The organism is Allobosea sp., assembly GCF_051860145.1.
Lineage (GTDB): Bacteria > Pseudomonadota > Alphaproteobacteria > Rhizobiales > Beijerinckiaceae > Allobosea.
This window is the reverse complement of record NZ_JBHYEM010000008.1, coordinates 180,879-197,080: the sequence shown is the minus strand read 5'-3', so window position 1 is coordinate 197,080 and position 16,202 is coordinate 180,879. Positions and strand designations below refer to the sequence as shown.

18 protein-coding genes are annotated in these 16,202 nt (G+C 66.6%); 10 read left to right on the top strand and 8 right to left on the bottom strand.

Annotated features, from left to right (window positions below; translation table 11 throughout):
- The first annotated feature begins 177 nt into the window (after nucleotides 1-177).
- The 4 genes from argJ to mutT are packed head-to-tail and all read left to right on the top strand — an operon-like array spanning nucleotide 178 to nucleotide 3,258.
- Nucleotides 178-1,428 carry a bifunctional glutamate N-acetyltransferase/amino-acid acetyltransferase ArgJ gene (argJ, locus tag ACTIF2_RS15875; RefSeq protein ID WP_439498056.1) on the top strand — a complete coding sequence of 417 codons (1,251 nt, stop codon included), beginning with the start codon at nucleotides 178-180 and terminating at the stop codon, nucleotides 1,426-1,428.
- Nucleotides 1,409-2,335: a DMT family transporter gene (locus ACTIF2_RS15870; protein WP_439498055.1), complete on the top strand. Its 927-nt coding sequence runs from the start codon at nucleotides 1,409-1,411 to the stop codon at nucleotides 2,333-2,335. The genes argJ and ACTIF2_RS15870 overlap by 20 nt, the downstream gene beginning before the upstream one ends.
- A complete protein-coding gene (locus tag ACTIF2_RS15865) occupies nucleotides 2,332-2,847 on the top strand; it encodes a carboxypeptidase regulatory-like domain-containing protein (protein ID WP_439498054.1) in 516 nt (171 codons plus the stop codon). The genes ACTIF2_RS15870 and ACTIF2_RS15865 overlap by 4 nt, the downstream gene beginning before the upstream one ends.
- 6 nt (nucleotides 2,848-2,853) lie before the next feature.
- Nucleotides 2,854-3,258 carry an 8-oxo-dGTP diphosphatase MutT gene (gene mutT, locus ACTIF2_RS15860; protein ID WP_439498053.1) on the top strand — a complete coding sequence of 135 codons (405 nt, stop codon included), beginning with the start codon at nucleotides 2,854-2,856 and terminating at the stop codon, nucleotides 3,256-3,258.
- Here mutT and ACTIF2_RS15855 read toward each other — a convergent pair.
- The 7 genes from ACTIF2_RS15855 to ACTIF2_RS15825 are packed head-to-tail and all read right to left on the bottom strand — an operon-like array spanning nucleotide 3,247 to nucleotide 8,358.
- Nucleotides 3,247-3,534, bottom strand: a complete 288-nt coding sequence (locus tag ACTIF2_RS15855) for a hypothetical protein (protein ID WP_439498052.1) — start codon at nucleotides 3,532-3,534, stop codon at nucleotides 3,247-3,249. The genes mutT and ACTIF2_RS15855 overlap by 12 nt on opposite strands.
- 2 nt (nucleotides 3,535-3,536) lie before the next feature.
- Nucleotides 3,537-4,544, bottom strand: a complete 1,008-nt coding sequence (locus ACTIF2_RS15850; protein ID WP_439498051.1) for a WD40 repeat domain-containing protein — start codon at nucleotides 4,542-4,544, stop codon at nucleotides 3,537-3,539.
- Between the two features lie 14 nt (nucleotides 4,545-4,558).
- On the bottom strand, nucleotides 4,559-5,521 hold the full coding sequence (locus tag ACTIF2_RS15845; RefSeq protein WP_439498050.1) for a CobW family GTP-binding protein: 963 nt from the start codon (nucleotides 5,519-5,521) through the stop codon (nucleotides 4,559-4,561).
- Nucleotides 5,522-5,564: 43 nt separating this feature from the next.
- Nucleotides 5,565-6,500, bottom strand: coding sequence for a metal ABC transporter substrate-binding protein (locus tag ACTIF2_RS15840; protein WP_439498049.1), 936 nt, complete (start codon nucleotides 6,498-6,500; stop codon nucleotides 5,565-5,567).
- A gap of 40 nt (nucleotides 6,501-6,540) precedes the next feature.
- A complete protein-coding gene (locus ACTIF2_RS15835) occupies nucleotides 6,541-7,416 on the bottom strand; it encodes a metal ABC transporter permease (protein ID WP_439498048.1) in 876 nt (291 codons plus the stop codon).
- Between the two features lie 26 nt (nucleotides 7,417-7,442).
- Complete coding sequence (gene aztA, locus ACTIF2_RS15830) at nucleotides 7,443-8,201, bottom strand: zinc ABC transporter ATP-binding protein AztA (protein WP_439498047.1); 759 nt, start codon at nucleotides 8,199-8,201, stop codon at nucleotides 7,443-7,445.
- A 7-nt stretch (nucleotides 8,202-8,208) separates the two neighbouring features.
- A complete protein-coding gene (locus ACTIF2_RS15825) occupies nucleotides 8,209-8,358 on the bottom strand; it encodes a hypothetical protein (protein WP_439498046.1) in 150 nt (49 codons plus the stop codon).
- Nucleotides 8,359-8,681: 323 nt separating this feature from the next.
- Here ACTIF2_RS15825 and ACTIF2_RS15820 point away from each other — a divergent pair, with 323 nt between their 5' ends.
- The 5 genes from ACTIF2_RS15820 (at nucleotide 8,682) to ACTIF2_RS15800 (ending at nucleotide 13,275) form a co-directional block, all read left to right on the top strand.
- Nucleotides 8,682-9,512 (top strand): cytochrome c oxidase subunit II, encoded by an 831-nt coding sequence (locus tag ACTIF2_RS15820; protein WP_439498045.1) that lies wholly within the window; start codon nucleotides 8,682-8,684, stop codon nucleotides 9,510-9,512.
- 89 nt (nucleotides 9,513-9,601) lie between these two features.
- A complete protein-coding gene (ctaD, locus tag ACTIF2_RS15815) occupies nucleotides 9,602-11,392 on the top strand; it encodes a cytochrome c oxidase subunit I (RefSeq protein ID WP_439498044.1) in 1,791 nt (596 codons plus the stop codon).
- Nucleotides 11,389-12,093, top strand: coding sequence for a cytochrome c oxidase subunit 3 (locus tag ACTIF2_RS15810; protein ID WP_439498043.1), 705 nt, complete (start codon nucleotides 11,389-11,391; stop codon nucleotides 12,091-12,093). Before ctaD ends, ACTIF2_RS15810 begins: the two co-directional genes overlap by 4 nt.
- Nucleotides 12,094-12,170: 77 nt before the next feature.
- Complete coding sequence (locus ACTIF2_RS15805; protein ID WP_439498042.1) at nucleotides 12,171-12,893, top strand: heme-copper oxidase subunit III family protein; 723 nt, start codon at nucleotides 12,171-12,173, stop codon at nucleotides 12,891-12,893.
- 7 nt (nucleotides 12,894-12,900) lie between these two features.
- Nucleotides 12,901-13,275 (top strand): cytochrome C oxidase subunit IV family protein, encoded by a 375-nt coding sequence (locus ACTIF2_RS15800; protein ID WP_439498041.1) that lies wholly within the window; start codon nucleotides 12,901-12,903, stop codon nucleotides 13,273-13,275.
- Between the two features lie 2 nt (nucleotides 13,276-13,277).
- Here the strand turns inward: ACTIF2_RS15800 and ACTIF2_RS15795 are convergent, their stop codons facing one another.
- Nucleotides 13,278-14,897: an OpgD/OpgG family glucan biosynthesis protein gene (locus ACTIF2_RS15795; RefSeq protein ID WP_439498040.1), complete on the bottom strand. Its 1,620-nt coding sequence runs from the start codon at nucleotides 14,895-14,897 to the stop codon at nucleotides 13,278-13,280.
- 236 nt (nucleotides 14,898-15,133) lie between these two features.
- Between ACTIF2_RS15795 and ACTIF2_RS15790 the strand changes: the two genes are divergently transcribed.
- On the top strand, nucleotides 15,134-16,102 hold the full coding sequence (locus tag ACTIF2_RS15790) for a TAXI family TRAP transporter solute-binding subunit (RefSeq protein WP_439498039.1): 969 nt from the start codon (nucleotides 15,134-15,136) through the stop codon (nucleotides 16,100-16,102).
- The last annotated feature ends 100 nt before the right edge of the window (nucleotides 16,103-16,202 follow it).

Below are 16,202 nucleotides of genomic sequence, written 5' to 3'. Positions count from 1 at the left end.
AGGCGACGGATGAGGGAAGGGTCGCGCAAGCGGCCCTTTTTCTTGTTCATGCGGGATGAGACTTCCCTCATCCGTCAGCGCTGCGCGCTGCCACCTTCTCCCCCGAGGGGAGAAGGGAAGTGCTTGTTTTCCGCCCGCCGCTGCGGCACATCGGACGCGCTCACAGGAGGCGTTTCGATGGCCGGCAAGGATGTTCCCGTTTCCCCGCTCGCGCCGAAGCGCCAGCCCAAGGTTCCTGCCGTTCCCGGCGTGCGCTTCGCCACGGCCGAGGCCGGCATCCGCTACAAGGGCCGCACCGACGTCGTCTTCATGCTGCTCGACGAGGGCACCCAGGCTGCCGGCGTCTTCACCCGCTCGAAATGCCCGTCGGCGCCGGTCGACTGGTGCCGCGAGAACCTGGCGCAGGGCCAGGCGCGCGCGATCGTCGTCAATTCCGGCAATGCCAACGCCTTCACCGGGCTGAAGGGCCGCGACTCGGTCAAGCTGACCGCCGAGATCGCCGCCAGGGCGGCGGGCTGCAAGCCGCAGGAGGTGTTCATCGCCTCGACCGGCGTGATCGGCGAGCCGCTCGACGGGACGAAGTTCGAGGGCGTGCTGAAGGACTGCGCCGCGCGCGCTGCCGACGGGCCATGGATCGACGCCGCCAAGGCGATCATGACCACCGACACCTTTCCGAAGGCGCTGTCACGGAAAGCCAGGATCGACGGGCATGAGGTCGTCATCGCCGGCATCGCCAAGGGCGCGGGCATGATCGCGCCCGACATGGCGACGATGCTGTCCTTCGTCTTCACCGACGCGCCGATCGCGGCGCCGGTACTGCAGGCGCTGCTCTCCAAGGGCGTCAAGGGCTCGTTCAACGCGGTGACGGTCGACAGCGACACCTCGACCTCCGACACGCTGATGCTGTTCGCGACGGGCAAGGCGGCCCAGCGCGGCGTGCCGAAGATCACCGAGATCAACGATGCGCGGCTCTCGGGCTTCAAGCGGGCGCTGAACGCGCTGCTGCTCGAGCTCGCGCATCTCGTCTGCAAGGATGGCGAGGGCGCGCGCAAATTCGTCGAAATCCGCGTCACTGGTGCGACCTCGGCCCGCTCCGCCAAGCGCGTCGCGCTCTCGATCGCCAATTCGCCGCTGGTCAAGACCGCGATCGCCGGCGAGGATGCCAATTGGGGCCGCGTCGTCATGGCGGTCGGCAAGGCGGGCGAGCCGGCCGATCGCGACAGGCTCGACATCTCCTTCGGCGAGATCACCGTGGCGAAGCAGGGCGCGCGCGCGCCGGCCTATGACGAGGAAGCGGTCTCCGACTACATGAAGGGCGAGCATATCGTCATCACCGCCGATCTCGGATTGGGCCGAGGCAAGTCCACCGTCTGGACCTGCGACCTCACCAAGGCCTATGTCGAGATCAATGGCGACTATCGCTCCTGAGGCCCCGGTTCCGGCCGAGCCGAGCCGGGCCTTCATCATCGGCAACCTGGTCGGCTGCGGCTTCTTCTGGGGCAGCAGCTTCCTGTTCATCAAGCTGATGGCGGGCGATGTGCCGCCGCTTGCCATCGCGGCCGGGCGCGGGCTGCTGGGCGCGACGGCGCTGGCGCTGTGGGTGAGCTGGCTCGGCCAGAGCCCGCTGCCGCAACGGCACGAATTGCGGCACTGGATCGTGCTTGGCGCGACCAATGGCTGGGTGCCGAATATCCTCGTCGCCTATGCGCTGACGCAGCTCGCCAGCGGGCCGGCGGCGATGATCCAGGCCGCAGGCCCCCTGGTGACGGCGATCTTCGCGCATTTCCTGTTCGCGGAGGAAAAACTGTCGGGCCGCCGGGTTCTTGGCGTGGCGCTCGGCATGCTGGGCGTCGCGCTGCTGATCGGGCCGCGCCTGGTCGCCGGTGGCGGCACGGCGCTCGGTGTGGCCGCCATGGTCGGCGTGATGCTGTCCTATGCCGCGGGCAATCTCTATGTCCGCGCCGTGCCGTCGCCCGCGGGCGACCCGGCGCGGCTCGCGCTCGGCCAGCAGGTCTTCTCCGGTCTGGTGGCGCTGGGATTGACACTCGTCTTCCTCGGGCCGTCGGGGCTCGCTCCGATCCAGAACCATCTCCCGGCGATGCTGGCGCTCGGCCTCGTCGCGACCGCGATCCCGATGGCGATCTTCATGAAGCTGATCCGGGCGGCGGGGCCGACGCGGGCCGCGATGACCGGCTATCTGGTGCCGACCTTCGCGACGGCGCTGGGTGTCATCGTCCTTGGGGAAACGCTGGAGTTGCGGCAACTCGTCGGCGGTTGCATCATCCTGGCCGGGGTGTTTCTGGTCACGACGGCACGGCGCGCGGGGGCGGCATGAACAGGGTGGCGAGCACGGTCGTGCTCATCGGCATCGCATTGGCCGGTTGCCAGGGGCAGCGCCCGCCGGCGACGGTCAGCTTCTCGGCCGAGGAGGCAGCCTTCATCAAGCAGCCCGGTACGGGCGTCATCGTCGGGCACGCGTTTCGCACGCGCTCGCGCGGGCAGGTGGTCAATGCGGCGGGCGAGGTGGTGCGGCTCGTGCCGGCCACCGCCTTCGCGCGCGAACGCTTCCGGCAGCTCTATGGCGAACGCAAATACGTGCCGCATGCGGACTATCCGCGGCAGGACGCAGTCGACCCGGCCTATTCCGAGCACACGCGCACGACCAAGAGCGAGGCCAATGGCCGCTTTGCCTTCGACAAGGTCGCGCCGGGCACCTATTTCGTCACCACGCAGGTGATCTGGGGCGAGGAGGACGCGCTCATCCGCGAGGGCGGCTCGGTCTATGATACGGTGACCGTGACGGGCAAGGAGCGCGAGCCCATCAACGTCGTCCTCTCCGGGAACTGAGCTTTCGTGAAACTGCTTCTCGTCGTCGCCTGCGCGCTGATCGATGCCGATAACCGCGTCCTCGTCACGCAGCGCCCCGAGGGCAAGGCGCTGGCTGGGCTATGGGAGTTCCCCGGCGGCAAGCTCGAGGCCGGTGAGCGGCCGGAGCCGGCGCTGATCCGCGAGCTTGCCGAGGAGCTCGGCATCACCGTGAAGGAGGAGTGCCTGGCGCCGCTGACCTTCGCCAGTTTCGCCTATCCCGAGTTCCACCTGCTGATGCCGCTCTATATCTGCCGGCGTTGGGAGGGGGCGGTGGCGTCGCAGGAGGGGCAGGCCCTGAAATGGGTCAGGCCGGGCAAATTGCGGGATCTCGCCATGCCGCCGGCCGACGAGCCGCTGATCCCGCATCTGATCGACCTGCTAGGCGCCTGAGCCTTCACGCCGGAGAATCGCGAAGAGGGCGTCCCGCGTCAGCTCCGCCATCGGCATCTGCGCCTTGTAGGCCCTGGTCTTTTCGCCGGGGTTCATCACCAGGATCACCGTCTCGGTGCCGGGGCAGGCCGGGTCGGCGCACAGGATCTCGTTGACCGCGATGGCGGCGGCCTCTGGCAGGCCGAGGCAGTCGCGAACATCGGCCTTGATCCGGGCGGCGATCTGCGCGGCTTCCGCCTTGTCCGCACCGCCCTTGCCGAAGAGGCCGAAGCGCATGGTCAGGTCGGCAGGGTCAGGACGCCGGCCGCGCCGTCTTCGGTGCCGAAGGCGAGGCGCTTGCCGAGCTTGTCCCAGGCGAAGGCGGTGATGCCGCTGCCCTTCAGTGCCGGCCGCACCAAGAGCTCGGAGGCGTCGGTCAGGCGGATCAGCAGGATGCAGCCATCGTCATAGCCGACGGCGAGCACCAGCGATTTGGGGTGAAAGGCGACGCGAGTGACCTTGGCATGGCGCGCGCCGCATTCGCGCGGAGCCTTGCCGGTCGGGCCCTCGCCCTGGAAGGGCCAGACGATCGCGGCGTCCGCACCGCTGGAAGCGAGCCAGAGCCCGTCATGCGACCAGGACAGCGAGCGGGGCTTCGCCGGATAGCCGGTCATGCGCATATGCGTCGGCTTGTCGCCGAGGCGCCAGCCATGCAGCGCGTTCTCCTGCATCGCGGAGACGACGAAGCGGCCGTCCGGCGACCAGGTCACATCGAGATGCGAGCCCTTCCAGTCGAGGAAGTCGGGCTTGGCCTCGGTGTTCGGATACCAGAGCGAGACGCCGTTCATCTGTGCGACCGCCAGCCGATAGCCCTTTGGCGCGAAGACGAGGCCTTGCGGCGTCGAGGCGAAGTCGAAGCTGCGCAGCTTGCCCTTGTCGTCGCGGGCATGGACGGTCTTGCCGGTGTTCCAGGCCAGGCTGCCGGAGCCCGACAGGGTGACGGCGTCGATCCAGCGGCGCTTGGGGTCGCGATGAATCTCGGTCGGCTCGCCTTCCGCGGAGGTCGCGACGACGCGGCCGTCATCGCCCCCCGAGATCAGGCGCTCGCCATCCGAACAGGCCGAGAGCAGGCCGCCGGCATGGGCCTCGACGCTGTCGGACACCCCGTCGCGCCAGCGCAGCACGCGGCCGTCGGCCAGCGCGAGCGCCAGGGTCTGCTTGAGCCAGTAGCCGGCGACGACATGCTCGCCGGCTTCGACGGGGGTGACATGCTCGCGCAGCGAGACGGGTTTGGTGATGGTCTCCATGGCGTGGCTTTAGCTCACGCCGCGCAGGCCATAAACCCCTTGCGCAATTCACCCTCGTCGAGATCGCGTCCAATGAAGACGAGACGGGACTCGCGCTTCTCGTCGGTCTTCCAGTCGCGCTGGAGGTCGCCGTCGAGGATCATGTGCACGCCCTGGAAGACGAAGCGGCGCGGCTCGCCCTTGAAGGCCAGAATGCCCTTGGAGCGCAGGATGTTCGGCCCCTGCGCCTGCGAGATGTCGTTGATCCAGGGCATGAACTTGTCGGGATCGACATCGCCGGGGAGGGTGAAGGACATCGAACGGACCTCGTCCGAATGATGGTGGTGATGGCCGGCTTCGAGGAAATCCGGCTCGATATCGAGGATGCGGTCGAGATCGAAGGCGTTGCGATCGAGCAGCTTGTCGATCGAGACGTCGCAGCGCGTCGCCTTGTGCAGCTTGGCATAGGGGTTGATCGCGCGGATCGCGGTTTCGACCTCGGCCAGCTCCTCGGCCGTGACCAGATCGGTCTTGTTGAGGATGATGACATCGGCGAAGGCGATCTGGTTCTTGGCCTCGGGCGCGTCCTTCAGCCGGTCCTTGAGCCATTTGGCGTCGGTGACGGTGACGACGGCGTCGAGCTTGGTGGCGTCGCCGACATCCTGGTCGACGAAGAAGGTCTGGGCGACCGGGGCGGGATCGGCGAGGCCGGTGGTCTCGACGATGATCGCGTCGAACTTGCCCTTGCGCTTCATCAGTCCGTCGAGGATGCGGATCAGGTCGCCGCGCACGGTGCAGCAGATGCAGCCGTTGTTCATCTCGAAGATTTCCTCGTCGGCGCCGACGACGAGGTCGCCGTCGATGCCGGTCTCGCCGAACTCGTTGACGATCACGGCGAATTTCTTGCCGTGATCCTCGGTGAGGATGCGGTTGAGGAGCGTGGTCTTGCCGGCGCCCAGATAGCCTGTGAGCACCGTGACGGGAATCTTGTCGGACATCGCTAGGACCTGATTGCTGCGGAGGGCGGCCGGCGGCGCGGCGTTAGGCCGGGCCGGCGCCGAGCGCCTTTTCGATCTGGCTTATATTGTGTTTCATCATCTGGATGTAAGTCCCGGCCGGGCCGTTCGCGTCCGAGAGCGCGTCGGAAAAGAGCTGGCCGCCGATTTTGGCGCCGGTCTCGCGCGCGATCTGCTCGATCAGGCGCGGATTGGTGACGTTCTCCAGAAAGACGGCCGGGATCTTTTCCGCCTTCATCTGCCGGATGATCCGCCCGACATCCTTGGCCGAGGCCTCGGCCTCGGTCGAGACGCCCTGCGGGGCGATGAACTGGATGCCATAGGCCTTGACGAAATAGCCGAAGGCGTCGTGCGAGGTGATGGCCTTGCGCCGGTCGGCCGGGATGCGGGCCACAGCGGCCTTGATCTCGGCATCGACCGCATCGAGCCTGGCGAGATAGGCGGCCGCATTGGCTTCGTAGCTCGCCTTGCCGGCCGGGTCGGCAGCGCTCAGCGCATCCCGGATATTGGCCACGTAGATTTTCGCATTGGGCACACTCTGCCAGGCATGCGGATCCCGGCCGCCATGGTCATGGCCGTGCCCGCCTTTGCCGTGGTCGTCATCCTTCAGCTCGAGCGGCGCGATGCCGGTCGTCGCCGTGGCGATGGTGGCCTTGGCACCGGAGGACTTGATCAGGCGGGTCATCCAGCCTTCGAATTTCAGGCCGTTGACGACGATCAGCCTGGCGGCGGCCATGCTCTTGGCGTCGGCCGGCGTCGGCGAATAGACATGCGCGTCGCCATTCGGGCCGACCAGCGTCGTCACCGCGACGCGCTCGCCACCGACCTCCCTGACGAAATCGCCAAGGACGGAGAAGCTCGCGACGACGGGCAGCTTCTCCTGGCCCGAGGCGCTCATCGGGAGCAGCGGCAGCGTCATGGCGGCGGCGATGCCGGCGAGGAGGTGACGACGATTCGGCATGCGGCTCTCCAGTCGATAATGAAACACTATAACATAACTACTAGCGCTGGAGATGGGAGCGAGGCAAGAGCCGATGCGCCAGCCCGCCCTGCGTGCCGAGCAGGAGCGAGCCGAGATAGAGGGTGCCGGCGGCGAGGATGACGGCAGGCCCCGCCGGAAGGTTGCTGCCGGCCGAATAGGAGACGACGAGCCCGGCATAGCCCGAGGCGATGCCGAACCCGGTCGCGAGCAGGATCAGCCGCGTGATGTCGGCGGTCCAGAAGCGCGCGGCGGCGGCAGGCAGCATCATCAGGCCGACGGCGAGAAGCGTGCCCAACGCATGGAAGCCGGCGACCAGGTTGAGCACGACCAGCGCCAGGAAGGTCAGGTGAACCGCCCCGCCGGAGCGGCTGACCGAGCGCAGGAAGCCGGGGTCGACGCATTCCATCACCAGCGGGCGATAGGCGGCCGCCAGCATTAGCAAGGTCAGCGTCGCGACGCTGGAGAGCAGGATGAGCACATCGTCGTCCAGTGCCAGTACGTTGCCGAACAGGACGTGGAACAGGTCGACCGCCGAGCCGCGCAGCGAGACGATGGTGACGCCGAGCGCGAGCGAGATCAGATAGAAGGCGGCGAGCGAGGCGTCCTCCTTCATCACCGTCAACCTTGCGACCGCGCCGGCCGCCAGCGCCACCGTGAAGCCGGCGGCGAGGCCGCCGATCGTCATGGCGGGAAGCGAGAAGCCGGCGACGAGATAGCCGATGGCGGCGCCGGGCAGGATGGCATGCGCCATCGCGTCGCCGGTCAGGCTCATGCGCCGCAGCATCAGGAAGACGCCGATCGGCGCCCCTGAGACCGAGAGCGCCAGGATGCCGACCAGCGCCCGGCGCATGAAGTCGAATTCGGCGAAAGGGCCGATGAAGATGTCGTAGAGCATCGGTCTCGCCGGGCTTGCGGAGGCGATCAGGCCGCGTTGCGGTCGCAGGACGGTGCGTGGCTGTCGAAGGCCTCGACCATGCGGCGCGCCTTGAGCTGGTTGGCAGGCGTCAGGACCTCGTCGGTCGCGCCCCAGGCCACGGCCTCGCGCGCCAGCAGCAGGGTCTGCGGAAAGGCCCGCTTCACCGTCTCGATATCGTGCAGGACCGCGACCACCGTGCGGGCCTCGCCATGCCAGCGCTGGACCAGCGCCAGCAGGTCGGCGGTGGTGCGGGCGTCGATCGCGGTGAAGGGCTCGTCGAGCAGGATGATGTCGGCGTCCTGCAGCAGGAGCCGCGCGAAGAGCGCCCGCTGCATCTGGCCGCCGGAGAGGTTGCCGATCGGCCGGCGCTCGAAGCCGGTCAGGCCGACGGCGGCGATGGCCTGCTCGACCTTGGTTTTCGCGCCGAGGCCGATGCGACCGAAGATGCCGGCCTGGCCCCACAGGCCCATGGCGACGAGGTCGTAGACATGGATCGGGAAGGAGCGGTCGAGATCGGCCGACTGCGGCAAATAGGCGAGGCGCTTGCCCTTGGCCAGCGTCAGCCGGCCGTCGAGCGGTGCCAAGGCGCCGGCAATGCCCTTGAGCAGCGTCGACTTGCCGGCGCCGTTGGGGCCGACGATCGCGGTCAGGCTGCCGGTCGCGATCTCGCCCGAAAGGTGATGCACCGCCGGATGGCGGTCATAACCCAGTGTCAGGTCGTCGAGGCGGATGGCGGGCAAGGGCAAACGGCTTTCTTCGGACATGGCGGTTTCAGAGGATGACCGCGAGGGTCGTGAGCCAGAGCAGGGCGACGACGCCGAGCGCCAGTCCGAGCCGGCTCACGGCCGACAGGCGCAGCAGCGACCAGCCCGGATCGTCCGAGACGGGGGCATGCGCGTGCTGGCTGTGATCGTGGCTCATTGGAATGATATAATGTTACGCGAACCCGCAGGCAAGCGCAGACGCCGATCGAAACGCCTGCATCTGGGTATTGGGAGCTCCGCCCGGTTGTGGTGTCTATTGACAGCCGCCACAACCGGGCATGATGATGAAGAATTACAGGTTTGCGGCTGGCTGAACGCAGTCACCGCACGTATGGACCGCAAGAACTCGACGTCGCGACCGGCTAAAAGGGCGAGGCAAGAGGCAAGACGGTGGCCAATGTGAATTCGGTCGCCGGTATCGGAACGGGCCCCGCCCTCTGATCTTTATCCGCAGCCTTCATGGGCAAGGATGGATGAGGGATGCCTACGGCGATCATTCTGCTCCTGGTTGCAGCCGGCTCGGTGCTGTTTCATGTGCTGAGCCCGTGGTGGTGGACGCCGATCGCCTCGAACTGGCGCTATATCGACGACACGATCATCATCACCTTCTGGATCACCGGAGCGGTCTTCTTCGCGGTCGTCGCCTTCATGGCCTATTGCGTGCTGCGCTTCCGCCATCGCGAGGGGCACAAGGCCGCCTATGAACCCGAGAACCGCAAGCTCGAGTGGTGGCTGACCGGGGGCACCGCCGTCGGCGTCGCGGCGATGCTGATTCCCGGCCTGTTCGTCTGGCACCAGTTCGTCACGGTTCCGGCGGACGCGTCCGAGATCGAGGTGATGGGCCAGCAATGGCGCTGGAGCTTCCGGCTGCCGGGCAAGGACGGCCGCATGGGCACTTCAGACGTGCGTCATGTCAGCGCCGACAACCCGCTGGGCCTGAACCCCAATGACACGAACGGGCAGGACGACGTCGTCATCGAGAGCGGCGACCTGCATCTCCAGATCGGCAAGCCGGTCAAGGTGCTGCTGCGCTCGGTCGACGTCCTGCACAATTTCTACGTGCCCGAGTTCCGGGCGAAGATGGACATGGTGCCTGGCTCGGTCACCTATTTCTGGTTCACGCCGACGCGGACCGGAACCTTCGACGTGCTCTGCGCCGAGCTCTGCGGGCTGGCGCATGCGCAGATGCGCGCGCAGGTCGTCGTCCAGGAGGAGCCGGCCTATCAGGCCTGGCTGCAGCAACAGCAGACCTTCGCGCAGCTATCGGAGCGGACGAAGACGAGAACGGCGCGGGACAGCGGCGCCAACTGAGGGAGAGGCGGCCTCGCAGGAGGCCGCCTGTCGCACGACGAGGCACCGCCTCACCGGGCCTCGCCGCAAGCGAGCGAGGAGACGTGACGATGGTTGATCTGCCTGCAGGCGGCCGTCCCTTCGACGCGGGCGTGGCGATTCCGCCCGCCGAGGTCGGGGATGTCGAGCTCTATCATCCGCATAGCTGGTGGACGCGCTATGTCTTCTCCCAGGACGCCAAGGTCATCGCCATCCAGTATTCGCTGACCGCGATGGCGATCGGCCTGGTCGCGCTCGTGCTGTCCTGGCTGATGCGCCTGCAGCTCGGCTTCCCCGGCGTCTTCTCCTTCATCGATCCGAGCCAGTATCTGCAGATGATCACCATGCACGGCATGATCATGGTGATCTATCTGCTCACCGCGCTCTTCCTCGGCGGCTTCGGTAACTACCTGATCCCGCTGATGGTGGGGGCCCGCGACATGGTCTTCCCCTATGTCAACATGCTGAGCTACTGGATCTATCTGCTCGCGGTGCTGGTCTTGGTGTCGAGCTTCTTCGTGCCGGGCGGGCCAACCGGCGGCGGCTGGACGCTCTATCCGCCGCAGGTCATCACCGCCGGCACGCCGGGGCAGGACTGGGGCATCGTGCTGATGCTGATCTCGCTGATCCTGTTCATCATCGGCTTCACCATGGGCGGGCTGAACTATGTCGTCACGGTGCTGCAGGGGCGCACGCGCGGGATGACCCTGATGCGCCTGCCGCTCACCGTCTGGGGCATCTTCACCGCGACCGTGATGGCGCTGCTCGCCTTTCCCGCGCTGTTCGTGGCCTGCGTGATGCTGCTGTTCGACCGGCTGCTCGGCACCAGCTTCTTCATGCCGACGCTGATCTCGATGGGCGAGCAGCTCAACCATCGCGGCGGCAGCCCGATCCTGTTCCAGCACCTGTTCTGGTTCTTCGGCCACCCGGAGGTCTATATCGTCGCCTTGCCGGCCTTCGGCATGGTCTCCGACCTGATCAGCACCCATGCCCGCAAGAACATCTTCGGCTACCGGATGATGGTCTGGGCGATCGTGGGGATCGGTGCGCTCAGCTTCGTCGTCTGGGCGCACCACATGTATGTCAGCGGGATGCACCCCTATTTCGGCTTCTTCTTCGCGACGACGACGCTGATCATCGCGATCCCGACCGCCATCAAGGTCTATAACTGGATCCTGACCCTATGGCGCGGCGACATCCACCTGACCGTGCCGATGCTGTTCGCGCTCGGCTTCATCGTGACCTTCGTCAATGGCGGGCTGACGGGGCTGTTCCTCGGCAATGTCGTGGTCGACGTGCCGCTCTCCGACACGATGTTCGTCGTCGCCCATTTCCACATGGTGATGGGCGTCGCGCCGATCATGGTCGTGTTCGGCGCGATCTATCATTGGTACCCGAAGATCACCGGGCGGATGTTCAACGACACGCTCGGCAAGCTGCATTTCTGGGTGACCTTCCTCGGCGCCTACGCGATCTTCTTCCCGATGCATTATCTCGGCCTGCTCGGCATGCCGCGGCGCTATCACGATATCGGCCAGACCTCGTTCATTCCCGATTCCGCCCATTCGCTGAACGCCTTCATCTCGATCATGGCGCTGATCGTCGGCGCCGCGCAGCTGATCTTCCTGTTCAACATGGCCTGGAGCCTGCGCCGGGGCGCGATCGCCGACGGCAATCCCTGGCGGGCGACGACGCTGGAATGGCAGACGCCGCAAACCCCGCCGGCGCATGGCAACTGGGGCAAGGAGCTGCCGGTGGTCTATCGCTGGGCCTATGAGTACAGCCTGCCCGGAGCCGACCGGGACTTCATCCCGCAAAACGAGCCTCCCTCGGTGCGGACGGCGCATGCGGCCGCGACATGAGCGTCACGCTGGCCTTCCTGGCGGGAATCCTGGCCATTGCCGTCTGGTGGCTGTCGCAGGCGCGGCTGATGTCCAAGCCATGGCTGGAGGAGGGGCTGGCAGTCGAGCTTCCGGATGCCGGGGGCAGGCCGGTCTCGACGGCGAAGATCGGGCTCGGCGTGTTCCTCGCCGTCGTCGGCGCCTTGTTCGCCCTGCTCGTCAGCGCCTATCTGATGCGCCGCGACATGGTGGACTGGCGCGCCCTGCCGACGCCGTCGCTGCTCTGGGTCAATACCGGTGCGCTGGTCCTGAGCAGCGTCGCGCTGCAATGGGCGTGGAACGCGGCGCGGCATGACGACATCGACGGCGTCAAGGCCGGGTTGCTCGGGGGCGGCGTGTCGGCCCTCGTCTTCCTCGCCGGCCAGCTCCTGGCCTGGCGTCAGCTCAGCGATGAAGGCTATTTTCTCACCAGCAATCCGGCCAACGCCTTCTTCTACCTGATCACCGCGCTGCATGCGCTGCACCTGCTCGGCGGCCTCGTCGCGCTGGCACGAACCGGGGCGAGGGCGTGGGACGATGTCGAGGCGCGGGACGTGCGTTTGAGCGTCGAGCTCTGCACGATCTACTGGCACGCGCTGCTCGTGATCTGGCTGCTGCTGTTCGCGCTGCTGATGCACTGGGTCGACGACTTCGTCGCGATCTGTCGTCAGCTTCTGACTTAGCGTATGATCGCAGACGTCGCGGAGGGCGCTACGAGACGCGAGGTTTGCCGGCAGATCCTGAAGAAGGACGAAGGCGGATGAACGATACGGCGCTGAGGCAAACGCAAGGCGTGCTTCCCCGGCCCGCGGGCTGGCGCGGCATTGCCGCCGACTGGGCCTCCGATCAGCGGGCGTTCAAGAACGTCTCCTGGGGGAAGGCCATGATGTGGATCTTCCTGCTCAGCGACGTCTTCATCTTCAGCTGCTTCCTGCTCTCCTACATGACGACGCGGATGTCGACGACCGTGCCCTGGCCCAACCCGAGCAAGGTCTTCGCGCTGCATATCGGCGGCTCCGACGTGCCGCTGATCCTGATCGCGATCATGACCTTCGTGCTGATCAGCAGCAGCGGCACGATGGCGATGGCGGTGAATTTCGGCTACCGCCGCGACCGGGCCAGGACCGCGATCCTGCTGCTGCTGACGGCGGTGCTGGGCGCCACCTTCGTCGGGATGCAGGCCTTCGAATGGAGCAAGCTGATCTCGGAGGGCGTCCGGCCCTGGGAGAACCCGTGGGGCGCGGCCCAATTCGGCTCGAGCTTCTTCATGATCACCGGCTTCCACGGCACCCATGTGACGATCGGCGTGATCTTCCTGCTTATCGTCGCGCGAAAAGTCTGGCGCGGCGACTATGACCAGCAGGCGCGCGGCTTCTTCACGAGCCGGAAGGGTCATTACGAGAGCGTCGAGATCCTCGGGCTGTACTGGCATTTCGTCGACCTGGTCTGGGTCTTCATCTTCGCGCTGTTCTACCTCTGGTGAGGGGCACATGAACCAGACGACCGCACATGCACCGACCGCAGCTGGACCGGCGAGCACCGAGGCTCATGCCGAAGGCCAGCACCACCCGATCAAGCTCTATCTCGTGGTCTGGGGCTGGCTGTTCGTGCTCAGCCTGTTCTCCTATCTGGTCGATTACTTCCATTTCCAGGGCTATCTCAGATGGTCGCTGATCCTGATCTTCATGATGCTGAAGGCCGGCCTGATCGTCGCCGTGTTCATGCACATGGCCTGGGAACGGCTGGCATTGACCTATGCCATCCTGCTGCCGCCGCTGGCGGTGCTGGTCTTCGTCGCCCTGATGGTGGCGGAGTCGAACCACACGCTGCTGACGCGGATGATGTTCCTCGGCCCCGACGGCTGAGCTCAGAACGGCAGGTACTGATACATCCAGGTCTCGGTCAGGACCTGGTCGCCGCCGCGCAGATAGCAGCGCATCTCGACAGGTTCGGCGCCGTCGACGGTGAGATCGAACTGCGCGCGCCAATGGCCGGGCACGTCGTTCGGCACCGCTTCCGCGAAGATATAGGAGAAGGCGCCGCGCGAGGCAGAGAGCACGACCTCGGGCTTCACGCCGAAGGGGATGTTCTCGAGCACCGGCCCCTTGAACTCGACCATGAATTTGCGCACGCCCTTGGGCCGGGCAGTGCCGGGCTGGCCGCCATTGCCCAGGCGCGTGGCGACGACGCGGCCGAGCGCGGGCGGGAAGGGCTCGTCGGCCAGCCAGTGCAGCCTGTAGCGGAACTCGTAGGACGCGCCGGCCCTGGCCTGGCCCTCGGGCACCCACATCGCGACGATATTGTCGTGGATCTCGTCGTCGGTCGGGATCTCGATGAGCTGGACCGCGCCCTTGCCCCATTGACCGATCGTCTCGATCCACAGGCTGGGACGGCGCTCGTAGAAGACGCCGTCGAGATAATGGCCGACCTCGCGGTCGCGCTGCATCAGTCCGAAGCCGCGCGGATTGTCGTCGCCGAAGGCCGAGGCAACCGTGCGCGGCGGGTTGTTGAGCGGCCGCCAGGCGCGTTCGCCGGAGCCGGTCCAGAGCGCCAGCCCGTCGGAATCATGCACCTCCGGGCGCCAGTCGACCGCCGTCGATTTCGCGGTCTCCGAATACCAGTACATCGAGGTCAGCGGCGCGATGCCGAGGCGGGCGACATCGTGGCGCAGGAAGATCGCCTTCTCGATCTCGATGGTGACGCCCTTGCCGCGATGCATCCGGAACCGATAGGCGCCGGCGACGCTGGGGCCCGAGAGCAGCGCATAGACCACGACATGCTCGGAGCCGGCCTGCGGCGTCTCGAGCCAGACATGGGTGAAGTCGGGAAACTCCTCGGCTTTGCCGGCGACGGCCGGGTCGATCGCGAGCCCGCGCGCCGACAGCCCGTATTGGTAGAGCTCGCCGATGGCCCGGAAATAGGAGGCGCCGAGGAAGGCGACCCAGTCGTTCTTCTTCCAGTCGAGCTGCTCGCCCTTGCGGCCGGGATGGCCAGAGCGGCTCTCCTGGAAGCGGAAGCCGGCGAAGCCCGCGCCGGTCGGCAGCTCGCGGGCCGGGGAATCCGCCGGCATCTCGAAATAGCTCTCATCATAGACGATCTCGCGCGCCTTGCCGTGGTCGAGGACATGCATGCGCACGGGTTTCTGGAAGTAGCGGCCGAGATGGAAGAAGGTCACCGGCCAGGGAGAGGGACCATCGGCCCAGAGCGCCATCTCCGGCTTGAACTTGATCTTGCCATGGGCGTCGTAGTCGATCCGCTCCAGGATATCGGCGCGTGGCGGGGGCGGCGGCGCGTAGGGCTTGCCCGCCAGATCGCGGGCGCGCGCCTTGAGGCCCTCGAAGCTGAAAGCCTCCGACGTGCCGAATTTCAGCCCCTGCTGCGCCAGCGCCTCGGGTGCGAAGCCGAGCGCAGCGAGCGCCGCGGTGGCGCTGGCACCGGCAAGAAGGATGCGGCGGTCAAGGAGGGGAGATTTCGATCTGGCTTGCATGTCTGCAGGGGGCTCGGCGCTTTCAGGAATGTCATTGTCGGGGCTAACCCGCCTAAGGAGCAAGGGCAACCGAGGCGAGAGCCGGCCGAATGCACTGCAATCATGGCGAAAGCGTCACCCCCGTCGGGCGACGCGGCGAAACTGCCCCTTTTGTCGACTTTCCCTAACGGTGCCGCCTGCTCTACAACGGACACAGCCCGGTCGATCGTGCCGGGAATGCGTTCCTGGGAGGTTTCATGAAGACGCTGTTTCGCGGCCGGCCGCTGGCCGGCATCGCCACCGCTGCCCTGCTGGCTCTCGCGCCGGCCGGTGCGAAGGCGCAGGATTTCATCAACGTGCTGACCGGCGGCACCTCGGGCGTCTATTATCCGCTCGGCGTCGCGCTCTCGAAGATCTATGGCGAGAAGGTCCCCAATGTCCGCCCGACCGTGCAGGCGACCAAGGCCTCGGTCGAGAACCTGCAGCTGCTGCAGCAGGGCAAGGGCGAGATCGCCTTCACGCTCGGCGATTCGCTCGATGCGGCCTGGAAGGGCGACGAGGAGGCTGGCTTCAAAACGCCGCTGAAGAAGCTGCGCGGCATCACCGCGATCTATCCGAACTATGTCCAGATCGTCGCCTCGAAGGATAGCGGCATCAAGACGCTGGCCGACCTCAAGGGCAAGCGGCTTTCGGTCGGCGCGCCGAAATCCGGCACCGAGCTCAATGCCCGCGCCATCCTCGCGGCTGCGGGGATGAGCTACAAGGATCTCGGCAAGATCGAGTACCTGCCCTTCGCCGAATCGGTCGAGCTGATGAAGAACCGCCAGCTCGACGCGACGCTGCAATCGGCGGGGCTCGGCGTCGCCTCGCTGCGCGACCTCGCGACCTCGGTCGAGATCACCGTCGTCGAGGTGCCGGCCGCCGTGGTCGACAAGGCCGGCCCGCCCTTCGTCAAGGTCGCCATCCCGGCCAACACCTATACCGGCCAGACCGCCGCCGTGCCGGCCGCCGCCGTCGTCAACTATCTCGTGACCCATGAGGGCATGAAGGAGGAGACGGTCTACCAGATGACCAAGGCGATCTACGACAATCTCGGCGAGCTCAGCGCTGCTCATGCGGCTGCGCGGTCGATCAAGCTCGAGAACGCGCTGGAAGGCATGCCGCTGCCGGTGCATCCGGGCGCGGCGCGCTACTTCAAGGAGAAGGGGCTCAAGGTCGGCTCCTGAGGGTCGGGCCTTTCGAGGCGCAATTTTAGGGCGGGGCCGGTTCACCGGCCTCGCCTTTTGTCTGAAGCACTGCCAGAGAGGCCGCCGGTCACGAAGCGGC

What these genes read in the sequence shown, in the direction of transcription:
- aztA (WP_439498047.1), bottom strand. Translation starts at nt 8,201, where the DNA reads ATGTCCGAAGAAAGCCGTTTGCCCTTGCCCGCCATCCGCCTCGACGAC.
- ACTIF2_RS15805 (WP_439498042.1), top strand. Translation starts at nt 12,171, where the DNA reads ATGAACGATACGGCGCTGAGGCAAACGCAAGGCGTGCTTCCCCGGCCC.
- ACTIF2_RS15850 (WP_439498051.1), bottom strand. Translation starts at nt 4,544, where the DNA reads ATGGAGACCATCACCAAACCCGTCTCGCTGCGCGAGCATGTCACCCCC.
- ctaD (WP_439498044.1), top strand. Translation starts at nt 9,602, where the DNA reads ATGGTTGATCTGCCTGCAGGCGGCCGTCCCTTCGACGCGGGCGTGGCG.
- ACTIF2_RS15845 (WP_439498050.1), bottom strand. Translation starts at nt 5,521, where the DNA reads ATGTCCGACAAGATTCCCGTCACGGTGCTCACAGGCTATCTGGGCGCC.
- ACTIF2_RS15800 (WP_439498041.1), top strand. Translation starts at nt 12,901, where the DNA reads ATGAACCAGACGACCGCACATGCACCGACCGCAGCTGGACCGGCGAGC.
- ACTIF2_RS15835 (WP_439498048.1), bottom strand. Translation starts at nt 7,416, where the DNA reads ATGCTCTACGACATCTTCATCGGCCCTTTCGCCGAATTCGACTTCATG.
- ACTIF2_RS15855 (WP_439498052.1), bottom strand. Translation starts at nt 3,534, where the DNA reads ATGCGCTTCGGCCTCTTCGGCAAGGGCGGTGCGGACAAGGCGGAAGCC.
- argJ (WP_439498056.1), top strand. Translation starts at nt 178, where the DNA reads ATGGCCGGCAAGGATGTTCCCGTTTCCCCGCTCGCGCCGAAGCGCCAG.
- ACTIF2_RS15840 (WP_439498049.1), bottom strand. Translation starts at nt 6,500, where the DNA reads ATGCCGAATCGTCGTCACCTCCTCGCCGGCATCGCCGCCGCCATGACG.
- ACTIF2_RS15795 (WP_439498040.1), bottom strand. Translation starts at nt 14,897, where the DNA reads ATGCAAGCCAGATCGAAATCTCCCCTCCTTGACCGCCGCATCCTTCTT.
- ACTIF2_RS15790 (WP_439498039.1), top strand. Translation starts at nt 15,134, where the DNA reads ATGAAGACGCTGTTTCGCGGCCGGCCGCTGGCCGGCATCGCCACCGCT.
- ACTIF2_RS15825 (WP_439498046.1), bottom strand. Translation starts at nt 8,358, where the DNA reads ATGAGCCACGATCACAGCCAGCACGCGCATGCCCCCGTCTCGGACGAT.
- ACTIF2_RS15870 (WP_439498055.1), top strand. Translation starts at nt 1,409, where the DNA reads ATGGCGACTATCGCTCCTGAGGCCCCGGTTCCGGCCGAGCCGAGCCGG.
- ACTIF2_RS15820 (WP_439498045.1), top strand. Translation starts at nt 8,682, where the DNA reads ATGCCTACGGCGATCATTCTGCTCCTGGTTGCAGCCGGCTCGGTGCTG.
- ACTIF2_RS15865 (WP_439498054.1), top strand. Translation starts at nt 2,332, where the DNA reads ATGAACAGGGTGGCGAGCACGGTCGTGCTCATCGGCATCGCATTGGCC.
- ACTIF2_RS15810 (WP_439498043.1), top strand. Translation starts at nt 11,389, where the DNA reads ATGAGCGTCACGCTGGCCTTCCTGGCGGGAATCCTGGCCATTGCCGTC.